The organism is Serratia sp. G204Y (assembly GCF_051172435.1).
In the GTDB taxonomy this organism is placed as follows: Bacteria; Pseudomonadota; Gammaproteobacteria; order Enterobacterales; family Enterobacteriaceae; genus Serratia; species Serratia sarumanii.
In genome coordinates, this window is sequence record NZ_JBPIZA010000007.1 from 130,482 (window position 1) to 148,428 (window position 17,947).

At 60.1% G+C, this 17,947-nt stretch carries 14 protein-coding genes; 4 read left to right on the plus strand and 10 right to left on the minus strand.

Translation table 11 applies throughout. From position 1 onward, the window contains the following. Positions 1-2 precede the first annotated feature (2 nt). From ACSBQQ_RS22390 to ACSBQQ_RS22420, 7 genes are all read right to left on the minus strand, one after another. Complete coding sequence (locus tag ACSBQQ_RS22390) at positions 3-1,382, minus strand: efflux transporter outer membrane subunit (RefSeq protein ID WP_060388388.1); 1,380 nt, start codon at positions 1,380-1,382, stop codon at positions 3-5. Next, complete coding sequence (locus ACSBQQ_RS22395) at positions 1,379-3,331, minus strand: ABC transporter permease (protein ID WP_060427154.1); 1,953 nt, start codon at positions 3,329-3,331, stop codon at positions 1,379-1,381. Before ACSBQQ_RS22395 ends, ACSBQQ_RS22390 begins: the two co-directional genes overlap by 4 nt. Beyond that, positions 3,321-4,511 (minus strand): efflux RND transporter periplasmic adaptor subunit, encoded by a 1,191-nt coding sequence (locus tag ACSBQQ_RS22400; protein ID WP_060427155.1) that lies wholly within the window; start codon positions 4,509-4,511, stop codon positions 3,321-3,323. The genes ACSBQQ_RS22395 and ACSBQQ_RS22400 overlap by 11 nt, the downstream gene beginning before the upstream one ends. Next, a complete protein-coding gene (locus tag ACSBQQ_RS22405; RefSeq protein ID WP_060388386.1) occupies positions 4,489-6,612 on the minus strand; it encodes a peptidase domain-containing ABC transporter in 2,124 nt (707 codons plus the stop codon). Before ACSBQQ_RS22405 ends, ACSBQQ_RS22400 begins: the two co-directional genes overlap by 23 nt. Before the next feature lie 19 nt (positions 6,613-6,631). Beyond that, entirely contained in the window at positions 6,632-7,576 is a 945-nt protein-coding gene (locus tag ACSBQQ_RS22410; protein WP_060388385.1) for an ABC transporter, read from the minus strand. Next, positions 7,576-8,241 (minus strand): DsbA family protein, encoded by a 666-nt coding sequence (locus ACSBQQ_RS22415; protein ID WP_033649473.1) that lies wholly within the window; start codon positions 8,239-8,241, stop codon positions 7,576-7,578. Before ACSBQQ_RS22415 ends, ACSBQQ_RS22410 begins: the two co-directional genes overlap by 1 nt. 175 nt (positions 8,242-8,416) lie before the next feature. Further along, positions 8,417-8,620 (minus strand): DUF4762 family protein, encoded by a 204-nt coding sequence (locus ACSBQQ_RS22420; protein WP_033635804.1) that lies wholly within the window; start codon positions 8,618-8,620, stop codon positions 8,417-8,419. Between the two features lie 427 nt (positions 8,621-9,047). Here ACSBQQ_RS22420 and ACSBQQ_RS22425 point away from each other — a divergent pair, with 427 nt between their 5' ends. The 3 genes from ACSBQQ_RS22425 to lldD all read left to right on the plus strand — a co-directional run bounded on the left by ACSBQQ_RS22425 (position 9,048) and on the right by lldD (position 13,057). Beyond that, positions 9,048-9,968, plus strand: a complete 921-nt coding sequence (locus ACSBQQ_RS22425; RefSeq protein ID WP_060429289.1) for a LysR family transcriptional regulator — start codon at positions 9,048-9,050, stop codon at positions 9,966-9,968. Positions 9,969-10,291: 323 nt separating this feature from the next. Further along, complete coding sequence (locus ACSBQQ_RS22430) at positions 10,292-11,875, plus strand: L-lactate permease (RefSeq protein ID WP_060388384.1); 1,584 nt, start codon at positions 10,292-10,294, stop codon at positions 11,873-11,875. Positions 11,876-11,917: 42 nt separating this feature from the next. After that, positions 11,918-13,057, plus strand: a complete 1,140-nt coding sequence (gene lldD, locus ACSBQQ_RS22435; RefSeq protein ID WP_033654083.1) for an FMN-dependent L-lactate dehydrogenase LldD — start codon at positions 11,918-11,920, stop codon at positions 13,055-13,057. 1 nt (position 13,058) lies between these two features. Here lldD and ACSBQQ_RS22440 read toward each other — a convergent pair whose 3' ends face one another. Together ACSBQQ_RS22440 and ACSBQQ_RS22445 are read right to left on the minus strand one after the other, a co-directional pair. Continuing rightward, entirely contained in the window at positions 13,059-13,868 is an 810-nt protein-coding gene (locus tag ACSBQQ_RS22440) for a MoaF C-terminal domain-containing protein (protein ID WP_033649468.1), read from the minus strand. A gap of 36 nt (positions 13,869-13,904) precedes the next feature. After that, positions 13,905-15,122 (minus strand): MFS transporter, encoded by a 1,218-nt coding sequence (locus ACSBQQ_RS22445; protein WP_080281317.1) that lies wholly within the window; start codon positions 15,120-15,122, stop codon positions 13,905-13,907. A 702-nt stretch (positions 15,123-15,824) separates the two neighbouring features. Between ACSBQQ_RS22445 and ACSBQQ_RS22450 the strand changes: the two genes are divergently transcribed. Next, positions 15,825-16,256 carry a VOC family protein gene (locus ACSBQQ_RS22450; protein WP_060429288.1) on the plus strand — a complete coding sequence of 144 codons (432 nt, stop codon included), beginning with the start codon at positions 15,825-15,827 and terminating at the stop codon, positions 16,254-16,256. Positions 16,257-16,262: 6 nt separating this feature from the next. On the opposite strand, the gene ACSBQQ_RS22455 is transcribed toward ACSBQQ_RS22450, so the two are convergent. Continuing rightward, positions 16,263-17,807 carry a BCCT family transporter gene (locus tag ACSBQQ_RS22455; RefSeq protein ID WP_060429287.1) on the minus strand — a complete coding sequence of 515 codons (1,545 nt, stop codon included), beginning with the start codon at positions 17,805-17,807 and terminating at the stop codon, positions 16,263-16,265. Between the last annotated feature and the right edge of the window lie 140 nt (positions 17,808-17,947).

Consider the following 17,947-nt stretch of genomic DNA (forward strand, 5'->3'; position numbering starts at 1 on the left):
GCTTATTCTCCTTGCCCGGATGCGAAAGCCTCGTTGCCGCCCAGCGCCAGCCAGAGTTGCATCGTGGCGTTCAGATAGCGGAATTGCAGTGCCGACAGCGAATTCTCGCTGGCCAACACCGCCTCTTGCGCATCCAGCAGCGTTTGCAGCGCAACGGAACCAGCCTGATATTGATGTCGTGCCAACGCCACGGCTTGTCGACTCATCGCCAGATGCCACCGCTGATTGCCGATTTGCCGCTGTGCTTCCAGGCGTTGTCGCATGGCGTTGTCCACATCGGCCAGCGCACGGTAGACCGCATCGCGAAATTGAATCTCCGCCCGCTGCGCCTGCAACGCCGCTTTGTCGCTGGACAAGCGCATCTTGCGCCATTCGATAAACGGCAGCGTCAACGTGGCGCCCAGCGAGCGAGAAGGTTCACTGAACCACTGGCGGAAAAGTCCGCTGCCGGCATCCAACCCGGCCTCCAGGCTCAGCGCCGGATAAAAACTCAATCTTGCCGCCTCGGCACCGGCCAGCGCCGCTCTCAGACGGCGTTCTGCTGCCTGAACATCCGGCCGGCGCGCAATCACCCACGCCGGCTGACGCTGCGCGACAGCTACCTCGTCAAGCGGCAACGAACGCCGTTCGCTATAGCGCAGCAGCGGCGATCGCCCGAACAACAGTGCCAACGAGTTACGCGCATCTTCCCGCTGCCGCTCCAGCTCATGCAGCTGATTCTCTCGCGCCAACAAGCTTTGCTCCGCCTGCAACAGCTCGAATCGGCCAACGTCGCCGGCGGTGTGACGTGCCGCCACCAGCCGCAAAGTTTCACGCGCGATCGCCAGCGCCTGTTGCTGATGGAGGACTTGCTGATTCAAGTCGGCAATCTGCCAGTACCCGCGCGCGGTAGCACCGATCAAGGTCAACGCGGTATTGCGCCGGTCCAACTCCGAGGCGACGGCCAGCCATTCGGCCTGTTCGCGAATGCGCGCCAGCTTGCCCCATAAATCCAGTTCATAGCTCAGAGAAAGCCCTGCACGGTAGCTTTCCTGCGCCGTAGACGCGCCCCGCAACGCTCGGGTATTGCGGCCGCTCAGGCTGGCGGTGAAATCCGGCGTCAAGTTGCCCTCCGTTAATCCGGCCTCCAACATGGCCTCGCGCCACTGCAATCCGGCCAGCGCCAAATCCTGATTCGCGATCAGCACGCCATCGATCAGCGAGGAGAGCTGCGGATCATTGAAGTTTTCCCACCAGGCGACGCCCGCCCGCAGCGAACCGGAACGCTCATCGACCACGCGCCACTGCTGCGGCAACGACGGTGGCACCGTGGCGTCGATCGGCCGCCCTCCGCAGGCGCTCAGCGACAGCATCACCAGCCCGTAAACCCAAAGTCGGCTCATTCTCGCGCCAGCGCCTCCACCGGCTGCAGGCGCGCGGCGGTGCGAGCCGGAAAGAACCCGAACCCGACACCGATCAACGCCGAAAATCCGCAGGCCAGGAGCAACGGCGGCCAGGTAAAGATCATCGTCACCTGCGGCGCCAATCCGCTCAGAACCCCTTTGACCAGCGCGGCGCAGGCGATCCCCAACACGCCTCCCAAGCTGCAGATCACCACCGCCTCAATCAAAAACTGCCGCATAATGTCCTTCTCGGCGGCGCCCACCGCCATTCGAATACCGATCTCATGGGTCCGTTCCGTCACCGAGACCAGCATGATGTTCATCACCCCCACACCGCCCACCAGCAGCGAGATGGCGGCAATCGCGGTAATCAACAGTTGCATGGAGCCTGAGGCGCGCTGAATGGATTGCGTCAGCTGATCGTCGGTCAACGTGAAGAAATCACGCCGCCCGTGTTCTACGATCAAACGCCGGGTCGCATCCCGTCCTGCCTCTTCCAGCGTCAGTTTTTCATTCACTCGCATCACAATGGATTCCAGCGGCATATCGCCGGCGATGCGGCCGGTCAGAGAGGTATAGGGCAGCCAGGCAAGCGGTTGAGAGCCGGCGTATTGAGCGCCGCGGCGCTGCGCGACGCCGATCACCCGATAAGGCACGCCCGCGATCAGCACTACCGCGCCCAACGGATCTTGCCGGGAAGCAAACAGCGCCTGTTTCAGCAAGGGATCAATCACCGCTACCGGTGCGCGCTCACTCAGATCCTGCGCGGTAAACAGGCCGCCGGAAAGCAGGCGAATGCCCTGCGTGCGGAAATACCCTTCGCCGACGCCCATCACGGCAAGCGGCACCTGTTTGCCTTCGCGAACGGCCAGCAGTTGGGTGCCGATCACCGGCGAGACGCTGTCGACGTAAGGCAGCGCCGCCAATAATGCGGCATCCCGCTCGCTCAGCGAGCGCGCAAGGTCGGGCCGCGGTTTCTCCCACCCGAGGCCTGGGCGAATCTCCAGCGTGCTGGTGCCAAGCTGACTGATTTCCTTGAGAATATTACGCCGCGTGCCTTCTCCGATGGCGATGGCGGAGACCACCGCCGCAATGCCGATAATGATGCCGAGCATCGATAGCAGTGCCCGGACCCGGTGCCCCATCAATGCCCGCCAGGCCATGCCGACGGCCTCTTTCAACGCCGCGCCCGGCGCCATGCGTTTCAGCGGCGCCGCCAGCGGTCGTTCGAACGTAGAAAGATGTCGGGAGGCTTCATGGTGACGATCCGCCACGATCTCGCCGTCGCCGATCTCAATGATCCGCCGCGCCTGTTCGGCGATCCGCCGATCGTGTGTCACGATGACGACGGTATGCCCGATAGCGTTCAGCTCGTGCAAAATGGTCATTAACGCCTGACCGCTGGCGCTATCCAGCGCACCTGTCGGTTCGTCGGCCAAAATAATTTCCGCGCCGTTCATCAGGGCGCGAGCAATACTGACCCGCTGCTGTTGCCCACCGGAAAGCTGCGCCGGACGATGACCGCCGCGCTGCGCCAACCCGAGCCGGGCCAGCAAATGCGCTGCCCGCAGGCGGCGTTCGGCGGCCGGCATGGCGGTATACAACGCCGGGATCGCCACATTCTCACCGGCGGTCAGATAGGGCATCAGGTGATAGCGCTGGAAGATAAAGCCGATATGCCGGCTGCGAAGCTGCGCCAGGCGATCGGCGTCGGCTTGCCCAATAGCCACTCCGTTGATGTGCACGTCGCCCTGAGAAGGTTTGTCCAGACAGCCGATGATGTTCATCAACGTCGATTTCCCGGAACCGGAGGCGCCGACGATAGCGACCATTTCCCCCCGTTGAATGCTCAGGGAAATGCGCTTGAGGACCGCAATTTTCTGCTCCCCCGCCTGAAACTCGCGCGAGACGTTATCCAACGCAATGATGGGAGCGGTGTTAACTGACATCAGCGCCCTCCTCCACATCAGGCTGTTGCTCCAGCAGCACCTGCTCTCCTGCGTTCAGCCCTTCCAACACTTCGGCATAGCGGCGATCGCGGGTACCGATACGCACGCGGCGCACCACCGTTTGCCCGCCTTCCAGCACCTTGACCTGATAGCTTCCTTCATCCAATGCCGCGCCCAGCGCAGCCATCGGTACCCGCACCACCCCCTGTGCGCGTTCGGTCATGATGAATACCTGCGCCGTCATCGAGGTGCGCAATCGACGCTCGCCGTTGGCGACGGCAAACACGCCGTTGTAATACACCGCCGCCGTTTGCTGGCTTGAATTCCTGCCCAGCGGGTCGGTTTCCAGCGCCTCCGCCGGCGCCTGCTGTATCGCGCCCATCGCCCCCTCATATCGGCGGCTGGGATCGGCGGCGACGTAAAACCACAGCGGCTGCCCCGTCTTCACCTGCAAGATGTCATTTTCCGATATGCGGGTATGCACCATCATCGTATCCACGTCTGCCATCACCAAAATGGTCGGCGCGCTTTGCGACGAGACGATGGTTTGCCCTTCCTGGGTGACGATGCCCAGCACCTCGCCGTCGATAGGGGCGGTAATACGGGTAAAAGCCAGATTGGCCCTGGCGGTTTCCTGCGCCACTTCGGCCTGGACGATCTGCGACTCGTTCACTTTCAACTGCGCCAGTTGCGCGTCGTGCTGCGCCTGCGCTTTTTCCAAATCGCTGGCCACGCCGGCGCGGTCTCGCGCCAGCGCTCTTTGCCGCTTCAGCTCCAGCTGGTACTGCTTCAGCTGCGCCTGGCTCGCCAGTTTCTGTGCCTGTGCGCTGCGTAATTCAGCCTGTGACTTGCGCAGCTCGTTAAGCTGCAGCGTCGGATCGATCTCGGCCAACAGCTGCCCCTGGATCACCCTGTCACCCTGTTTGACATACAGTTTTTTCAACTGCCCGTTGACCTGCGCGCCCACGTTCACCTGCCGAAGCGGTTTCAGAATCCCGGTCGCCAACACGCTTTTTTCGATGTCCCCGCGCTCGACGCGCGCCGTTTGCGGTGGTTGCGTGTCAGGGGGCCGATTCTGCAACGACAGCCCGCCAACCACCGCCGCCAAAACGACCATCGCCAACACCACTCGCCGCCAGCGTCTCTTTCCGGGCACCTCACTCCACCTCTGCACAATCATTCATCCTGGCGTCGTCGGTGGATTCAGGCACCAGCCGCCCCTGCGACATGCGCAAGACCCGATCGAATAACGGCAACAGCCGCGGATTATGGGTGACCGTCACCAGGGTTTTACGGTTTTCACGGCAATGCGCCACCAGGGCCGACATCACCGCCGCCGCAGTCTTTTCATCCAGATTCGCCGTCGGTTCGTCCAGCACCAACACCGGGCAACGGCTGTACATGGCGCGCGCCAGCAACAGACGCTGCCGCTGCCCCAGCGACAGCCCGGCATGGCTCTCCCGCACCAGGGCGTTCACGCCGCCCGGCAGCTGCGCCACCGCGTCCGCCAGCCCCAAACTGCGCAACGCCTGTTCCACCTGCCGTTGCTGGCCCGGCGCCGACGGCGCGAACAGCGAGATGTTCTGCAACACCGAGGCGTTGAACAGAATGTCCTCCTGGCTTTGCAGGAAGAACAGCCGCTGCGCGGCGGCACTTGCCAGTACGCGCCCATCCAGCGTCAGCTCCCCCTGCTGCGGCGTCAGCAGGCAGGCGAGCACCTTCAGCAACGTGCTCTTGCCCGCGCCGGAACCGCCGCAAATGGCGATGCACTCGCCCCGCTCCAGCGTCAGCGACAAATCGCGCAACACCGGTTGACCGGCGTCGTAAGCGAAGGCCACCCCCCGATACGCCAACCGCGCGTCAAAATGGCTCACGCTTTCGTCCGCAGACTGGGCCCGAGCAGATACCGCAGGAAACAGATCCCGCGCGCGTTCATCGATGACGTGCAGCTGGTTTTTCTGCAAAACGGCAAAAAAGATCTTGCTGCTGTACGAAGTAAAGATTTCGCGCAGAAAGCTGTAGGCGAAGAATGCCCCCAGACTGAGTTCGCCCTCCTTGAGCAGCGGCAACGCCAGCAGCATGAACAACACCATCTCCAGACTGCCGATCAGCTGGTAAATGCTGCCTTTTATCTGTTCATAGATCTTTTGCTGCTGCAGGCAATTGAACAGCGAGCGGGCATGTTCGGCGAACCCTTCCTGCCGCTGGCCAGCCAAGCCGGCTGATTTGATGGTCGAAAAACCCTGGATGGTTTCCAGGATGAAGTCATTTTGCACCGCGCCTCGCACCTGCAGCTGCTGGGTGTAATGCCGATCGCGGTAGATGGCCCATACGCTGACCGCCCCCATCAGCAACACGCCGACAACCGGCACCAGCGCCAGCATCGGGCTCAGGTAGCACATCACCGCCAGCGCGATAGCGCCGATGATCCAGTCGGTGCGCAGGCCGTTGTCCAGTTCGATTTTCTGGCCGGCGGCCATCTGCCAGCTGGTGAAACGGCTGAAGATCTCGCCGGGGGCGCGCTTGCTGAAGAAATTGAGTGAGTTTTCCAGCAGGCGAGAAAAACCGGCGGCGCCGTGCAACAACACGAAATTTTTGATGAAGCGTTCGGTGAGGGTGCGCGCAATCAGCGCCAACGCCGTGGACGCCACAAACGCCAGCAGATAATAGGCGTAGGGGAACGCGACCTCGCCGGCCATGGCGAACACCTGATTGATCGCGCTGGCGACCATCATCGGCATGATGAACAGCGTCAATGAGATAAAAAACGTCATCGCCGCCAGGCGATAGATGCCGGCGATGCCGGCGGTATCCTTCAGGCTTAAGCTGGCGAAAGCGCTGCGGCGGTGGCTGCGCCGGGCCGGGACGGTGGCTGGCAAATCATCGCGATCCAGCACCAACGCATAACCGCTGATTTCCGCTTTCAGAGCGGCGTACGGCAGCAACTGCTGCCCCAACGCCGGGTTCATTACGCACACGTACCCCCCCTGGCGATACGCCAATAACACATAGTGGCCCGCGCCGTAATGCAAAATGGCCGGTAACGGCAGCGCCGCCAGATCCCGGTGCTCGAACGCCACCGGATAAGCCGGTAGCGCCAGCTCTCCCAAAATGGCGCACAGCGTCGCCAGCGAAGTGCCGTGCTGCGAAGCGGGATAACGCTCCCGCAGCTCCGTCAACGGTGCGCGAATGCCCTGAGTTTCCGCCAGCATGGCGATGCAGGCCAGCCCGCACTCATTGATTTCGCTCTGCAAGACCGGCGTAGGAAGGGTGTTTTCCATACGTTGTGATATCCCTGACTTATTCGTTAATAAAAAATAAAGAGTGCGAATGCCATAGCAGCCAATCATCCGTATGCCGCCGGAGGGTTCGCTCGACGATCGCCGGCATGACGCGGCCGACCCGATCTGCGGCGACAGGTTCTTCAATGTGAATGCGGATGCCGCGATCGAAATAAAGCGAATAGAACACCACCTGAGCCCGCAACGCCCGGGACAGCCGAACGATGCCGCTGTGCAAATGCGCCGGCCGGCCGAACAGATGGCAGGCCAATTTAGCCGCCACATCCTGATTGCTGTGCAGGGTGTAATCCGGCGTGATGTCGGGGAAGAGGATGATGTTGCGCCGATGTTCCGCCGCTTCCAGCATCGCCTGCGACAGGGTGCCGGCGATGTGCCGCGGATCGTCGTGAATCGAGCAATAGTCGAGCCGCTGCCGCCATTCGTCTTCCGGCGATCGCCGCGCAAACGCCTGCACATCGCCGGAAACGATCACCGTGGCCCGCCCGGGATAAACGCCCGCGCCGACCAGCGTCGCCAACACGTCGGAGACCGTATGCATCGGCGCCAGCAGCACCGGCACGCCCGCGCGATGCAGCGGTTCCACGACCTGATCAAGCTGCGCGGAACAGTGCGCCAAATGGCTCATCAACGCCGCATTGCGGGCAGAGACCGCCGCCATGTCCAGCCACTGCCGCCGCTGCATCAGCCAGGCGAAGTCCAGCTTGCCTTCACCCAACAGGCTTTGGCGGTTCGCCAGCGCTACCGCATGCCGGTGGCGAAAGCGGCGCTGCGGCCTGCTTCCCCTCAACCGCCGGCGCACCGCCAGCCACAGGCGATAGTCCACGCGCCGCAGCAGGGCACACGTCAGGCGGTTGCCCATCCCGGCACCGGCAGCCGATAAGCGGGCCATCGCGTCCAGGCCGTTGCGCCAGGCCAAATACCCTCGAACCGCGAGCAGGCGCATCAGGGGGCCAGCGGTTTATCGTGCTGCAACAGCGACAGCAGTTGCCGGCTGAAAGCGGAAAACTCGCGATCTTGCAGCGCCAGCCATTTGCGATTGACGATAAAACTGGGGGTCGCGTTGATCTGGTAATAGCGGCTCACCGCCGTCATATGCGCCAACAACGCCTTGACCCGCTCTGACTCTCTGGCCTGCCGATAGGCAGCCTCATCGATACCGTTGGCCGTCAGCCAGGCGCTGAGCTGCTTGTCGTCCGCCAGGTTGAGGTTTTCTTTGATAATGGCGCGATAAGCGGCGGGGCGATGCTGTGCTTCGATCCCCATGATCGTCAGCGTGGCGAACAGGGGCGCAAAGGCCGCCATGCCGGCTTGACTGTCGTCGCTGAGGTGCAAGCGCACCAATTTGGCGCCCGCCGGCAAACGTTTTTCCAGCTCTGCCACGCCGCTTTCGTTGACTTCACAATAGTGGCAGGCGTAAGAGAAGACTTCGACAATGGTATTATCGTCTTGCAACGGGCTTTGTTCGATTTTTTCCGGGGAGATAAAACTCAGGCTTTCCGCCTCCGCCGGTTGCATGACGTAATGTTGAAAATAAAATGCGGTCAAAAAAGAAGAGGCAAAAATAATAACGAGCGTGTAGCCGATAAAAAGCAAGGGACGTTTATACATAACGGACGCATCCTGCGCATATATTAATATTCACCCGGCAGAGTGAATACATGAAAAAGAGTTAATGCCGTAAATAATGAGAACGTAAGACGACTTTTTCGCCGGTATCAGGCGGGACAGCGCGAACGCTGCCCGCCTGCCCACCGCTAATCTAAATGCAGGGGGTCAACCCGCATCAGCTTGGCGTGGTTGGGTTAGACGGGCAGCTTGCTACCGGCGCCGGGTAATAAGACTTCTGTACGCCACCGAATTTGTTCGCACAGGTTTTCACCAGCTGGCAGGTGCGGTTGTTGCCGCTGCCCACCCAGGCAAATTCCTTGGTACAAACAAAAGTACCGCCGACGATGTTTTCCGCTTCTGACAGATTGATTTTTTTCATTACAATATCCTTATTTATATTAAAACATAAACACACTACCCATTACCCTGTCGGCAGACAGAGCAATCCTTCAATACGTTTCAAAACTATTTAACCAATAACAATGAGAGCGCTTCGGGAAAAAGCATAGCCATCCCAAACGAGCAGATCAATACAATTATTTACACTGCAAGTTAAAGTTAATCGAATAAGTAACGCTCGATTACAGGACTATTCCAATTTAAATAAGACTAAAAACAAGAAAAGTAGACTAAAACCGGTTTCAGCAAGAAAAATAAAAAAGGATAATTCTCAGTAAAATGAAAAAACAAATAAGAAAAATTCAGATCCGACCAGTTGGTGACGACGTGCGACACGCTGAAAAGATTGCTTCCTGGCGCGCCGGATTTACACTGGGACAAAAGGACTCTCACTCTACAGGATGCCCATGCTCGCCACCCACGAATACGCCAACGACCTGATTCTGTTCGCCCTGATCGTCGACTGCGGCTCGTTCAGCAAGGCCGCGGAGAGCGCCGGCATCACCAGCTCGGTGGTCAGTAAACGCATCAGGCGGCTGGAAAAATCGCTGGGCGCCCGTCTGCTGTACCGCACCACGCGCAGCCTGACGCTGACCGAAAGCGGCCAGGCGCTCTACCAGCAGGCCAAAGAGATTGGCGCCAAAGTGCAGGAGGCGCTGTACGCCGTCAGCGAAAAGAGCGAAGAGTTGACCGGCACCATTCGCATGTCGGTGCCGACCATTTCGGGCGAGCTGCTGCTGAGCGAGAGCGTGGCGGAATTTTGCGCTCTGCATCCCAGCCTGAAAGTCGAGATGCGGCTGGAAAATCGCTTTGCCGATCTGGTGGAAGAAGGCATCGATCTGGCGATCCGCACCGGCACCATGCCGGATTCAAGCCTGATTGCCCGGCCGATCTTCGATTCCCGCTGGGTGATCGTCTGCTCGCCGGGGTATTTGGAAAGCCACCCGGAACCGCGTTGCGCCGAAGACCTGCTCGGCCACAACTGCCTGACCTACACCTATCAGGAGAGCGGCACCGCCAACTGGCTGATGAAGCGGCCGGGGCGCAACGACATCTACGAGCTGCAGGTGAACGGCAACCTGTCGGCCAACAATGCGCGGGCGATCCGCAAAGCGGTGATCGGCGGCCACGGCATCGCCATGGTGCCACGCTGCATGGTGTATGAAGATTTGCAGGACGGCAAACTGACGGAGATCCTGGCCGGCCACTGCGGCAAGGTATTGGGCATTTACGCCGTCTATCCTTACACCCGCAATCTGCCGTTAAAAACCCGTCTGCTGATCGAGCATATCATCGGTTCCTACCAAAATATCAGCCACTATTTTTGAATTTTCCTCGCTGATTATTTCCCCGCGGCCGCAAAAGGCCGCGGAGATTACGGCATTTTTGGACATAATCTATTGAACATTACCGCTTAATTAATGTGAGCCTGCGCATTCATCACACAATAATACTTTCTATCAACATGATTTTTAAGCAGTTAATTCATCCCCTTCTACCGGCCAATTTCCCACCGCCGGCGCCGTTCGCCGATGTTAAAAAAATACCGCATGGCATCGTCGTCGACGTTGTGATTAGAATGAAAATGTTGCGCTAATTAACCTTTCAGCTACATATCTCTGCCCATAAAAATAATAACCCTGAGGATCTTATGCCCCTGTTTTTCAGTATTGCGCCCATCGTCCTGCTGATTTGGATGATGACCAAAAGGAATGGCGTGCCCTCTTATCTCGCCCTGCCGCTGACGGCCGCCGTGGTCTACGCCGTACAGCTCCTGTGGTTCGATGCCTCGCTGCGGCTGCTGCATGCCAATATCATCACCGCGCTGGTATCGACGCTGACGCCGATCACCATCATCGCCGGCGCCATCCTGCTCAACAAACTGATGCAGGTAAGCGGCGCGGAGAACGTAGTGCGCCGCTGGCTGGAAACCATCAGCCCCAATCCCGTGGCCCAGCTGATGATTATCGGCTGGGCGTTCGCCTTTATGATTGAGGGCGCCAGCGGCTTCGGCACCCCGGCCGCCATCGCCGCGCCGATTCTGGTCGGGCTGGGCTTCAACCCGCTGCGCGTCGCCCTGCTGACGCTGGTGATGAACTCGGTGCCGGTCTCCTTCGGCGCCGTGGGCACCCCCACCTGGTTCGGCTTTGCCAACCTCGGCCTGTCGGACGCCAGCCTGCTGGAGATCGGCCGGCAGACCGCGCTGATCCATTTTGTCGCCGGCTTCGTCATTCCTCTGCTGGCGCTGCGCTTTATCGTTTCCTGGCAGGATATCCGCCGCAACCTGCCGTTTATCCTGCTCAGCGTGCTGAGCTGCACCCTGCCCTATCTGCTGCTGGCCCAGGTGAACTATGAATTCCCGGCGCTGGTCGGCGGCGCCATCGGCCTGGCGCTGTCGGTGCTGCTGGCGCGCGGCGGCATCGGCCTCGCCCGCAGCGGCAAACCGCAGAGCGCCGGGCAGGCGGTGCCGTTCATGCAGGTGGTCAAGGCCATGACCCCAACCCTGCTGCTGATTGCTATCCTGATAGTGACGCGCGTCCACCAGCTGGGCCTTAAAGCCTTGCTCAACAACACCGCGCTGCTGTGGCAGGAAAACCTCGGCTGGCTCGGGGAGCTGCGCATCAGCCGGGCGCTGATCGTCGAACTGCAGCAGGTGCTGGGCACCTCCGCCGCCGCCGGCTACAAAACGCTGTATGTCCCGGCGCTGATCCCGTTCCTGCTGGTGGTGCTGCTGTGCATTCCGCTGTTCCGTCTGAATGGCGGCCAGGTGCGGCAAATGTTCAGCGAAACCGGCGGGCGTATCACGCGGCCCTTTATCGCCCTGTTCGGCGCGCTGGTGATGGTCAACCTGATGATGCAGGGCGGCGACAACGCGCCGGTGATCCTGATCGGTAAAGCGCTGGCGGCGCTGACCGGCGAGAGCTGGCTGCTGTTTTCTTCGTTCCTCGGCGCGCTGGGATCGTTCTTCTCCGGTTCTAATACCGTTTCGAACCTGACGTTCGGCGGCATTCAGCAATCGATCGCCCAGAGCAGCGGCCTTGACGTCAACCTGACGCTGGCCTTGCAGTCCGTCGGCGGCGCCATGGGCAACATGGTGTGCCTGAACAACATTATCGCCGTCTGTTCGATCCTCGGGATCGGTAACGCCGAAGGCAAAATCATCAGAAAGACCGTACTGCCGATGCTGGCGTACGGCGGGATTGCGGCCGGTATGGCGGCGATCCTCACGCTCTGACTGACCACTCGTTATCGCAAGCAAGACAAGAAGGTAAACACTATGATCATCTCCGCGTCAACCGACTACCGGGCCGCCGCCCAGGCCAAACTGCCGCCGTTTCTGTTTCACTACATCGACGGCGGGGCCTACGCGGAGCATACGCTGAAGCGCAATACCGCGGATCTGGCCGATATTGCCCTGCGCCAGCGCGTGCTGCGCAATATGTCCGAACTCAGCCTGCATACCACGCTGTTCGGCGAGCAGCTGGCGATGCCGGTGGCGCTGGGGCCGGTGGGGCTGACCGGCATGTACGCCCGCCGCGGCGAAGTACAGGCCGCGCGCGCCGCGGCTAAAAAAGGCATTCCGTTCACGCTGTCCACCGTGTCGGTCTGCCCGATCGAAGAGGTGGCGCCGGCGATCGATCGGCCGATGTGGTTCCAGCTCTACGTGCTGAAAGATCGCGGCTTTATGCGCAATGCGCTGGAGCGCGCCAAGGCCGCCGGCGTGAAAACGCTGGTGTTCACCGTCGACATGCCGGTGCCCGGCGCCCGTTATCGCGACGCCCACTCGGGGATGAGCGGCCCTAATGCCGCCCTGCGCCGCGTGCTGCAGGCGTTTGCGCATCCGCAGTGGGCCTGGGATGTCGGCCTGCTCGGCAAGCCGCACGATCTGGGCAACGTCTCGGCCTACCGCGGCAAACCGACCAGCCTGGAAGACTACATCGGCTGGCTGGGCGCCAACTTCGATCCGTCGATTTCCTGGAAAGATCTGGAGTGGATCCGTGAATTCTGGGACGGCCCGATGATCATCAAAGGCATTCTCGATCCGGAAGACGCCAAAGACGCGGTGCGCTTCGGCGCCGACGGCATCATCGTCTCCAACCACGGTGGCCGCCAGCTGGACGGCGTGCTGTCGACCGCGCGCGCCATGCCGGCGATCGCCGACGCGGTGAAAGGCGACATTACCCTGCTGGCCGACTCCGGCATCCGCAGCGGCCTGGACGTGGTGCGCATGATCGCGCTGGGCGCCGACAGCGTGCTGCTGGGCCGCGCCTTCGTCTATGCGCTGGCGGCGGCCGGCGAAGCCGGGGTGGCTAACTTGCTGGATCTGATCGACAAGGAAATGCGCGTCGCCATGACGCTCACCGGCGCGAAAACCATTGCGGAAATCAACGCCGGATCGCTGGTCAGAAACGCCTGAATCAAAGCGGCTGCACGCCTTCCGGGTAGGCGTTATAGCTCATCTTGCTGATGAAGGCCCCGGCCGGTGACACCAACACCCGGCCGGCGGCGTCCAGCCCGAGGAAGGTGCCGGTGCAGCGCCCGGAAATAAAGTCGAAGAAGAACACCGAGCACACCGGGATGATCTTTTCCCGGAAGGTGAACAGGAACATCTCGTCCTCAAACTTGTAGTAGGTGGCGTAGTCCATGTCGCCGTGGCCGAATTGTTCGCCGCGCAGATTTTGCCAGGCGTAGCGCTCGGTGTTGACATAGAAATGTTCGTAATAGTGGTTGGGGCTGTAGACATTCAGCGTGCGATAGCCGATAAGCTCGCGGGTCAGATGCGGCGCGACGCCACCCGGCGTGGCGCCGACAATCCGGCCGACGTGGAAGCTTTGCTTGAGGCGGGATCCCTTTTCCACCGCCTGTTCCGGCAACAGCGTGCTGCGCACCAGCAGCGCCCGGCCGCTGTCACGATTGAGTACCAGCGTCAGGCACTCGTTGCCCGGCGACTGCAGCGGAATATTGAAGAAATAGCGCGCGGCGGAGGTTTGCACCTCTTCGTAAGCGTCCTCGCCGCTCTCCCCGCCCCAGGCCCACAGCACCCGCTGCCGATCGGCGCTGAAGCGCAACGTGATTTCCCCGCTGCTTTCAAAAGCGATCTGCAGCGTTTTGCCGCGCCAATCCTGAGTGCCCGGCAGCCGGTTAGTGTCGATACCGCGCGCAAAATCGTCGTAATTCTTCCAGTCCGGTTCGGCATTCTGATTCAGTACGGATTGTTCTGCTGACATCTTCGCTCTCCTTGATTGAATGGGATGAAAACCGCCTCAAACGTCGGCGACGCCCGCCGGTTTCACCGCTCTGCGGCTCACCACCGCAGGTGCAGTTTCATCGAGAAAACAACTCAGTACGCCGGCGCACACGGCGCCGGTAGCCGCCAGCCACATCACGCTGACCAGCCCATAGCGATCGGCGATCAGCCCGGCGATAAACGGCGCCAGACAGCCGCCAATCACCTCGCCAATCCCCATCACCAGCCCCAACGCGGTGGCGATGCGGGCCGGCGACACCGTTTCAGACGGGATGGTGGCCATAAACAGCGTGAAGCAGCCAAGGCCGGTATAAGACAGGAACACCAGCACGCCCAGCAGCCACGGGTTATCGACGTAGCTGAGGAACAGCGGGCAGCACACCGCCAGCAGCGAAAAGAAGATCAGCGTCGGCTTGCGGCCAAGGCGATCGGAAATCGCCGGCACCGCCACGCCCCAAAACACCCAGGCGGCGCCGATGGCGCTCATGATGCCGCCCATCGTGCCCTCGCTGAAGCCACGGTCGGTCACCAAAAAGTTGGGGGTGAAGGTAATGATGATCATGAACCAGGTGACGAACACGCAGGAGATCAGAATGCACAGCGCTACGTTCTTGATTTTAAACAGCTCGCCGTAAGCGCCTTTGTTCGCCGCCTTGTCGGCCGCCGGCGCGGCGCTGAAAGCGGGATCCTTCTTGCCGTTCACATAACGATAGATCAGCCACGCCAGAATGATGCCCGGCACGGCGGTCAGGTGAAACGCCATGCTCCAGCCCCACTTCTGCGCCAGATAGATGATCAGCGGCGGCGCGATAATACCGCCCAACAATCCCGGCGCCGCCCCCTGGATCAGCCCCATATTGAAGCCGCGGCGCTGCGGCTGCGATTTTTCCACCATCAGCGATTGCGCGATCGGCAGCACCGGCCCTTCGGCGATCCCCATCAGCCCGCGGAAGATCAATAACATGGCAAAGCCGCTGACCAGCCCCGACAGCGCGGAGAACAGCGAAAACACCAGGATCGACAGGATCAGCATCGGTTTGCGGATATTAAAGCGATCGGCAATCGCCCCCAGCCCCGCGCCAGATAGCGCCCAGGTCAATGCCAGCACCGCCGACAGCGTGCCAAGATGCACGTTGCTCAGCTTCAAATCGGCGGCAATCATCGGAAACAGAAAAGAGATGGTCAGACGATCGACGAACACGCAGCCGAAAACGAAAAACAAAATGATCAGCAATCGGTTCTCTTCGCTCAATCGCGAGCGCTGTCCTGGCGAATTATTCATAGCGTCATTGGTCCATAAGTTAACTTATAAATGGCGAGCGGCCATGGCATAAGTCGGTTAAGCGCTCGGCCAAGAGAGATATTGGCCATCGGTCACGATAACAACTCATTAACATGTTAATGATATAAACTTATCTCAAGCTACGGGCATGTCAAACAGCCGTTGAAAACGGCGACGGAGAGGCAATTCAGGTATTTTTCACAGAACGCGAATGACATGAAAATAAATCAACATTCTGTTTTTACTGATTTAAATAAAATTAATCGGCACTTTTTACTTTTATCGAAAAAGCCAAAACGCGCTGATTTATAAACAGGTTAATAAATAAAACTTAATTCCTGCTTATAAATGGACGGTATTTCCCTTTTCATCAGCCGCATTACCCCGTCCTCTTTATTATTTGAATCCGTTTGCTTTATAGCGGCTATAACGAGAACTATTAACTCCATTGTGTTAATCAATAATCACGCAATGACATTATCAATGCTGAATAATAATAAAAGCACAGGCCGTGACAGGAATCACAAACAGAACGCTCCTTAACGCCCTGGTAGCGGGTTATTACCGGCGCGGCTAGCTTATGCCAACTCGATCCAACCCCGGATGGGAAAACAACGGCATGATAAGCGGCAGGCAACCAGCAAGGAGATGAACATGACGACAGCATTGACAAAAGCCGGTTTCTGGCGCAAAACCGCCGACTCTTCATCGCTGCGTGAGCCGCGCGTGCTGATTCGGGTCTACGTTGGCGAAGGCGAAATCGACCGCGCCATCGCCTTTTACGAGCAGTTGCACGGCGTAACGGCGGACATGCGCTTCGATTTTCCCGAACATCGGCTGGTATTGGCGGCGGTGGGGCCGTTTCTGATCCTGGAAGGGGCGGAAGAGCAGTTGCGCCCTTTCCGCAGCACCGTCGGCACGCTGCTGGTCGATGACATTTATCCCTACCACCAGCGGCTGCTGGCCGCCGGCGCCGAGATTTTCTTCGGCCCGGTGGAGGTGCCCACCGGCGCCTGTTTCAATGCGCGCCTGCCGGACGGCACGACTGTCGAGTACGTGCATCACCGGCCGCGCGCGGGCGAATAAACCGCCTCAGGGCAGCGCCGGCTTCATGGCGTAACGGCGCAGATCCTTGCGCAGGCTGATCATGTACAGCACGATCACCGCCGAGAACGGCAGGCCGCACAGCACCACCGCGGTCTGCATCGCGCTGAAACTGCCGGCGTACAGCAAGCCGGCGCATACCAACGTGGTGACCGCTGCCCAGAACACGCGCAGCCAGGCCGGCGCGTCATCATGGGCGGAGCCGCCCTGGCAGGAGAGGTTGGCTATCATCAGCGTGCCGGAATCGACCGGCGTCAGGAACAGCACGAAGCTGATCACCACCACAAAGCCGGCGGTCAGTTGGGTATAGGGCAAGTATTCGAACAGCTTGAACACCGCCATCGGCGGATCGCTTTGCGCCACCTGTCCCAGGATCGCCTGCCCGCCTTCCAGCACCAGACTGATGGCGGTATTGCCGAAGATCGACAGCCACGCCAGCGTGAAGCCCAGCGGGATCAGCAGCACGCCGAAAATCAGTTCGCGAATGGTGCGCCCTTTGGAGATGCGCGCGATGAACAGCCCGACGAACGGCGCCCACGCCACCCACCAGGCCCAGTAGAACAGCGTCCAGGCGCCCTGCCACTGGCGCGCCTTGCCGTACAGATACATATCGAAGCTGCGGCTGACCAGCGAGGTGAGATAATCGCCGAGGTTCTGCAACATGCCGTTCAGCAGGTTCAGCGTCGGCCCGGCCAAAAACACGAACAGCAGCAGCAGGCACAGGAAGCCGACGTTGATGTTCGACAGCATGACGATGCCCTTCTCGACGCCGGTGACCGCCGCCAGCGTGGCCACCACCATCATCACCACGATCAGCGCCAGCAGCACGCCGGTGCTTTGCGGGATGTCGAACAGATAAAACAGCCCGGAGTTCACCAGCAGCGCGCCGATCCCCAGGTTGGTCACCATCGAGATCACCGTCACCAGAATGCCGAAGCTGTCCACCAGATGACCGACACAACCGTGGGTGCGCTCGCCGAAGATCGGGTATAGCGCAGAGCGCAGCGCCAGCGGCAGGCCGCGGCAATAGGCGAAATAGGCCAGCGCGGTGGCGATCAGCGCATACAGCGCCCAGCCGTGCAGCCCCCAGTGCAAAAAGGTCAGCGCCATCGCCTGTCGCGCCGCCTGCACGGTGCCGCCGCTGCCTTCCGGTGGCGACAGAAAGTGATCCAGCGGCTCATAGGCGCCGTAGTACACCAGCGCAATGCCGATGCCCGACGAGAACAGCATCGCCACCCACGAGGGATAGCTGAACTGCGGCGGCTCGTCATCCTGGCTGAGGCGAATATGGCCGAAGCGCGACAGCGCCAGCCAGAACACGAATGCCATGCAGGCGACCATCAATAACATGTAGTACCAGCCGAATACGTCGGCGACCCAGCTTTGCGCGGCGTTCAGCCACAGTTTGCTGGCGGAGGGGAACAGAACGACCAGCGTTCCCAGCAGCAGGATCACCGCCGCCGAGCCGAAAAATACCGGAACATTCAATCTGACAGGTTCTTCGTCAAGCGATGGGGGAGTTTTTGTTGTCATTGGCAGGCTTCCATGATGCGAAAGACAGACGATTTCAATGCAACTTTTAGTTAACATATTATCGCCATTTATTTGACATTTCCGCAGCATATAGAGTATTGATTGACCGTTCAATCAATCAAATCCAAAGTGTGATTGGC

Excerpts from the sequence above, each read along its gene's own strand:
- ACSBQQ_RS22390 (WP_060388388.1), bottom strand. The coding sequence starts at position 1,382 with ATGAGCCGACTTTGGGTTTACGGGCTGGTGATGCTGTCGCTGAGCGCC.
- ACSBQQ_RS22395 (WP_060427154.1), bottom strand. The coding sequence starts at position 3,331 with ATGTCAGTTAACACCGCTCCCATCATTGCGTTGGATAACGTCTCGCGC.
- ACSBQQ_RS22400 (WP_060427155.1), bottom strand. The coding sequence starts at position 4,511 with ATGATTGTGCAGAGGTGGAGTGAGGTGCCCGGAAAGAGACGCTGGCGG.
- ACSBQQ_RS22405 (WP_060388386.1), bottom strand. The coding sequence starts at position 6,612 with ATGGAAAACACCCTTCCTACGCCGGTCTTGCAGAGCGAAATCAATGAG.
- ACSBQQ_RS22410 (WP_060388385.1), bottom strand. The coding sequence starts at position 7,576 with ATGCGCCTGCTCGCGGTTCGAGGGTATTTGGCCTGGCGCAACGGCCTG.
- ACSBQQ_RS22415 (WP_033649473.1), bottom strand. The coding sequence starts at position 8,241 with ATGTATAAACGTCCCTTGCTTTTTATCGGCTACACGCTCGTTATTATT.
- ACSBQQ_RS22420 (WP_033635804.1), bottom strand. The coding sequence starts at position 8,620 with ATGAAAAAAATCAATCTGTCAGAAGCGGAAAACATCGTCGGCGGTACT.
- ACSBQQ_RS22425 (WP_060429289.1), top strand. The coding sequence starts at position 9,048 with ATGCTCGCCACCCACGAATACGCCAACGACCTGATTCTGTTCGCCCTG.
- ACSBQQ_RS22430 (WP_060388384.1), top strand. The coding sequence starts at position 10,292 with ATGCCCCTGTTTTTCAGTATTGCGCCCATCGTCCTGCTGATTTGGATG.
- lldD (WP_033654083.1), top strand. The coding sequence starts at position 11,918 with ATGATCATCTCCGCGTCAACCGACTACCGGGCCGCCGCCCAGGCCAAA.
- ACSBQQ_RS22440 (WP_033649468.1), bottom strand. The coding sequence starts at position 13,868 with ATGTCAGCAGAACAATCCGTACTGAATCAGAATGCCGAACCGGACTGG.
- ACSBQQ_RS22450 (WP_060429288.1), top strand. The coding sequence starts at position 15,825 with ATGACGACAGCATTGACAAAAGCCGGTTTCTGGCGCAAAACCGCCGAC.
- ACSBQQ_RS22455 (WP_060429287.1), bottom strand. The coding sequence starts at position 17,807 with ATGACAACAAAAACTCCCCCATCGCTTGACGAAGAACCTGTCAGATTG.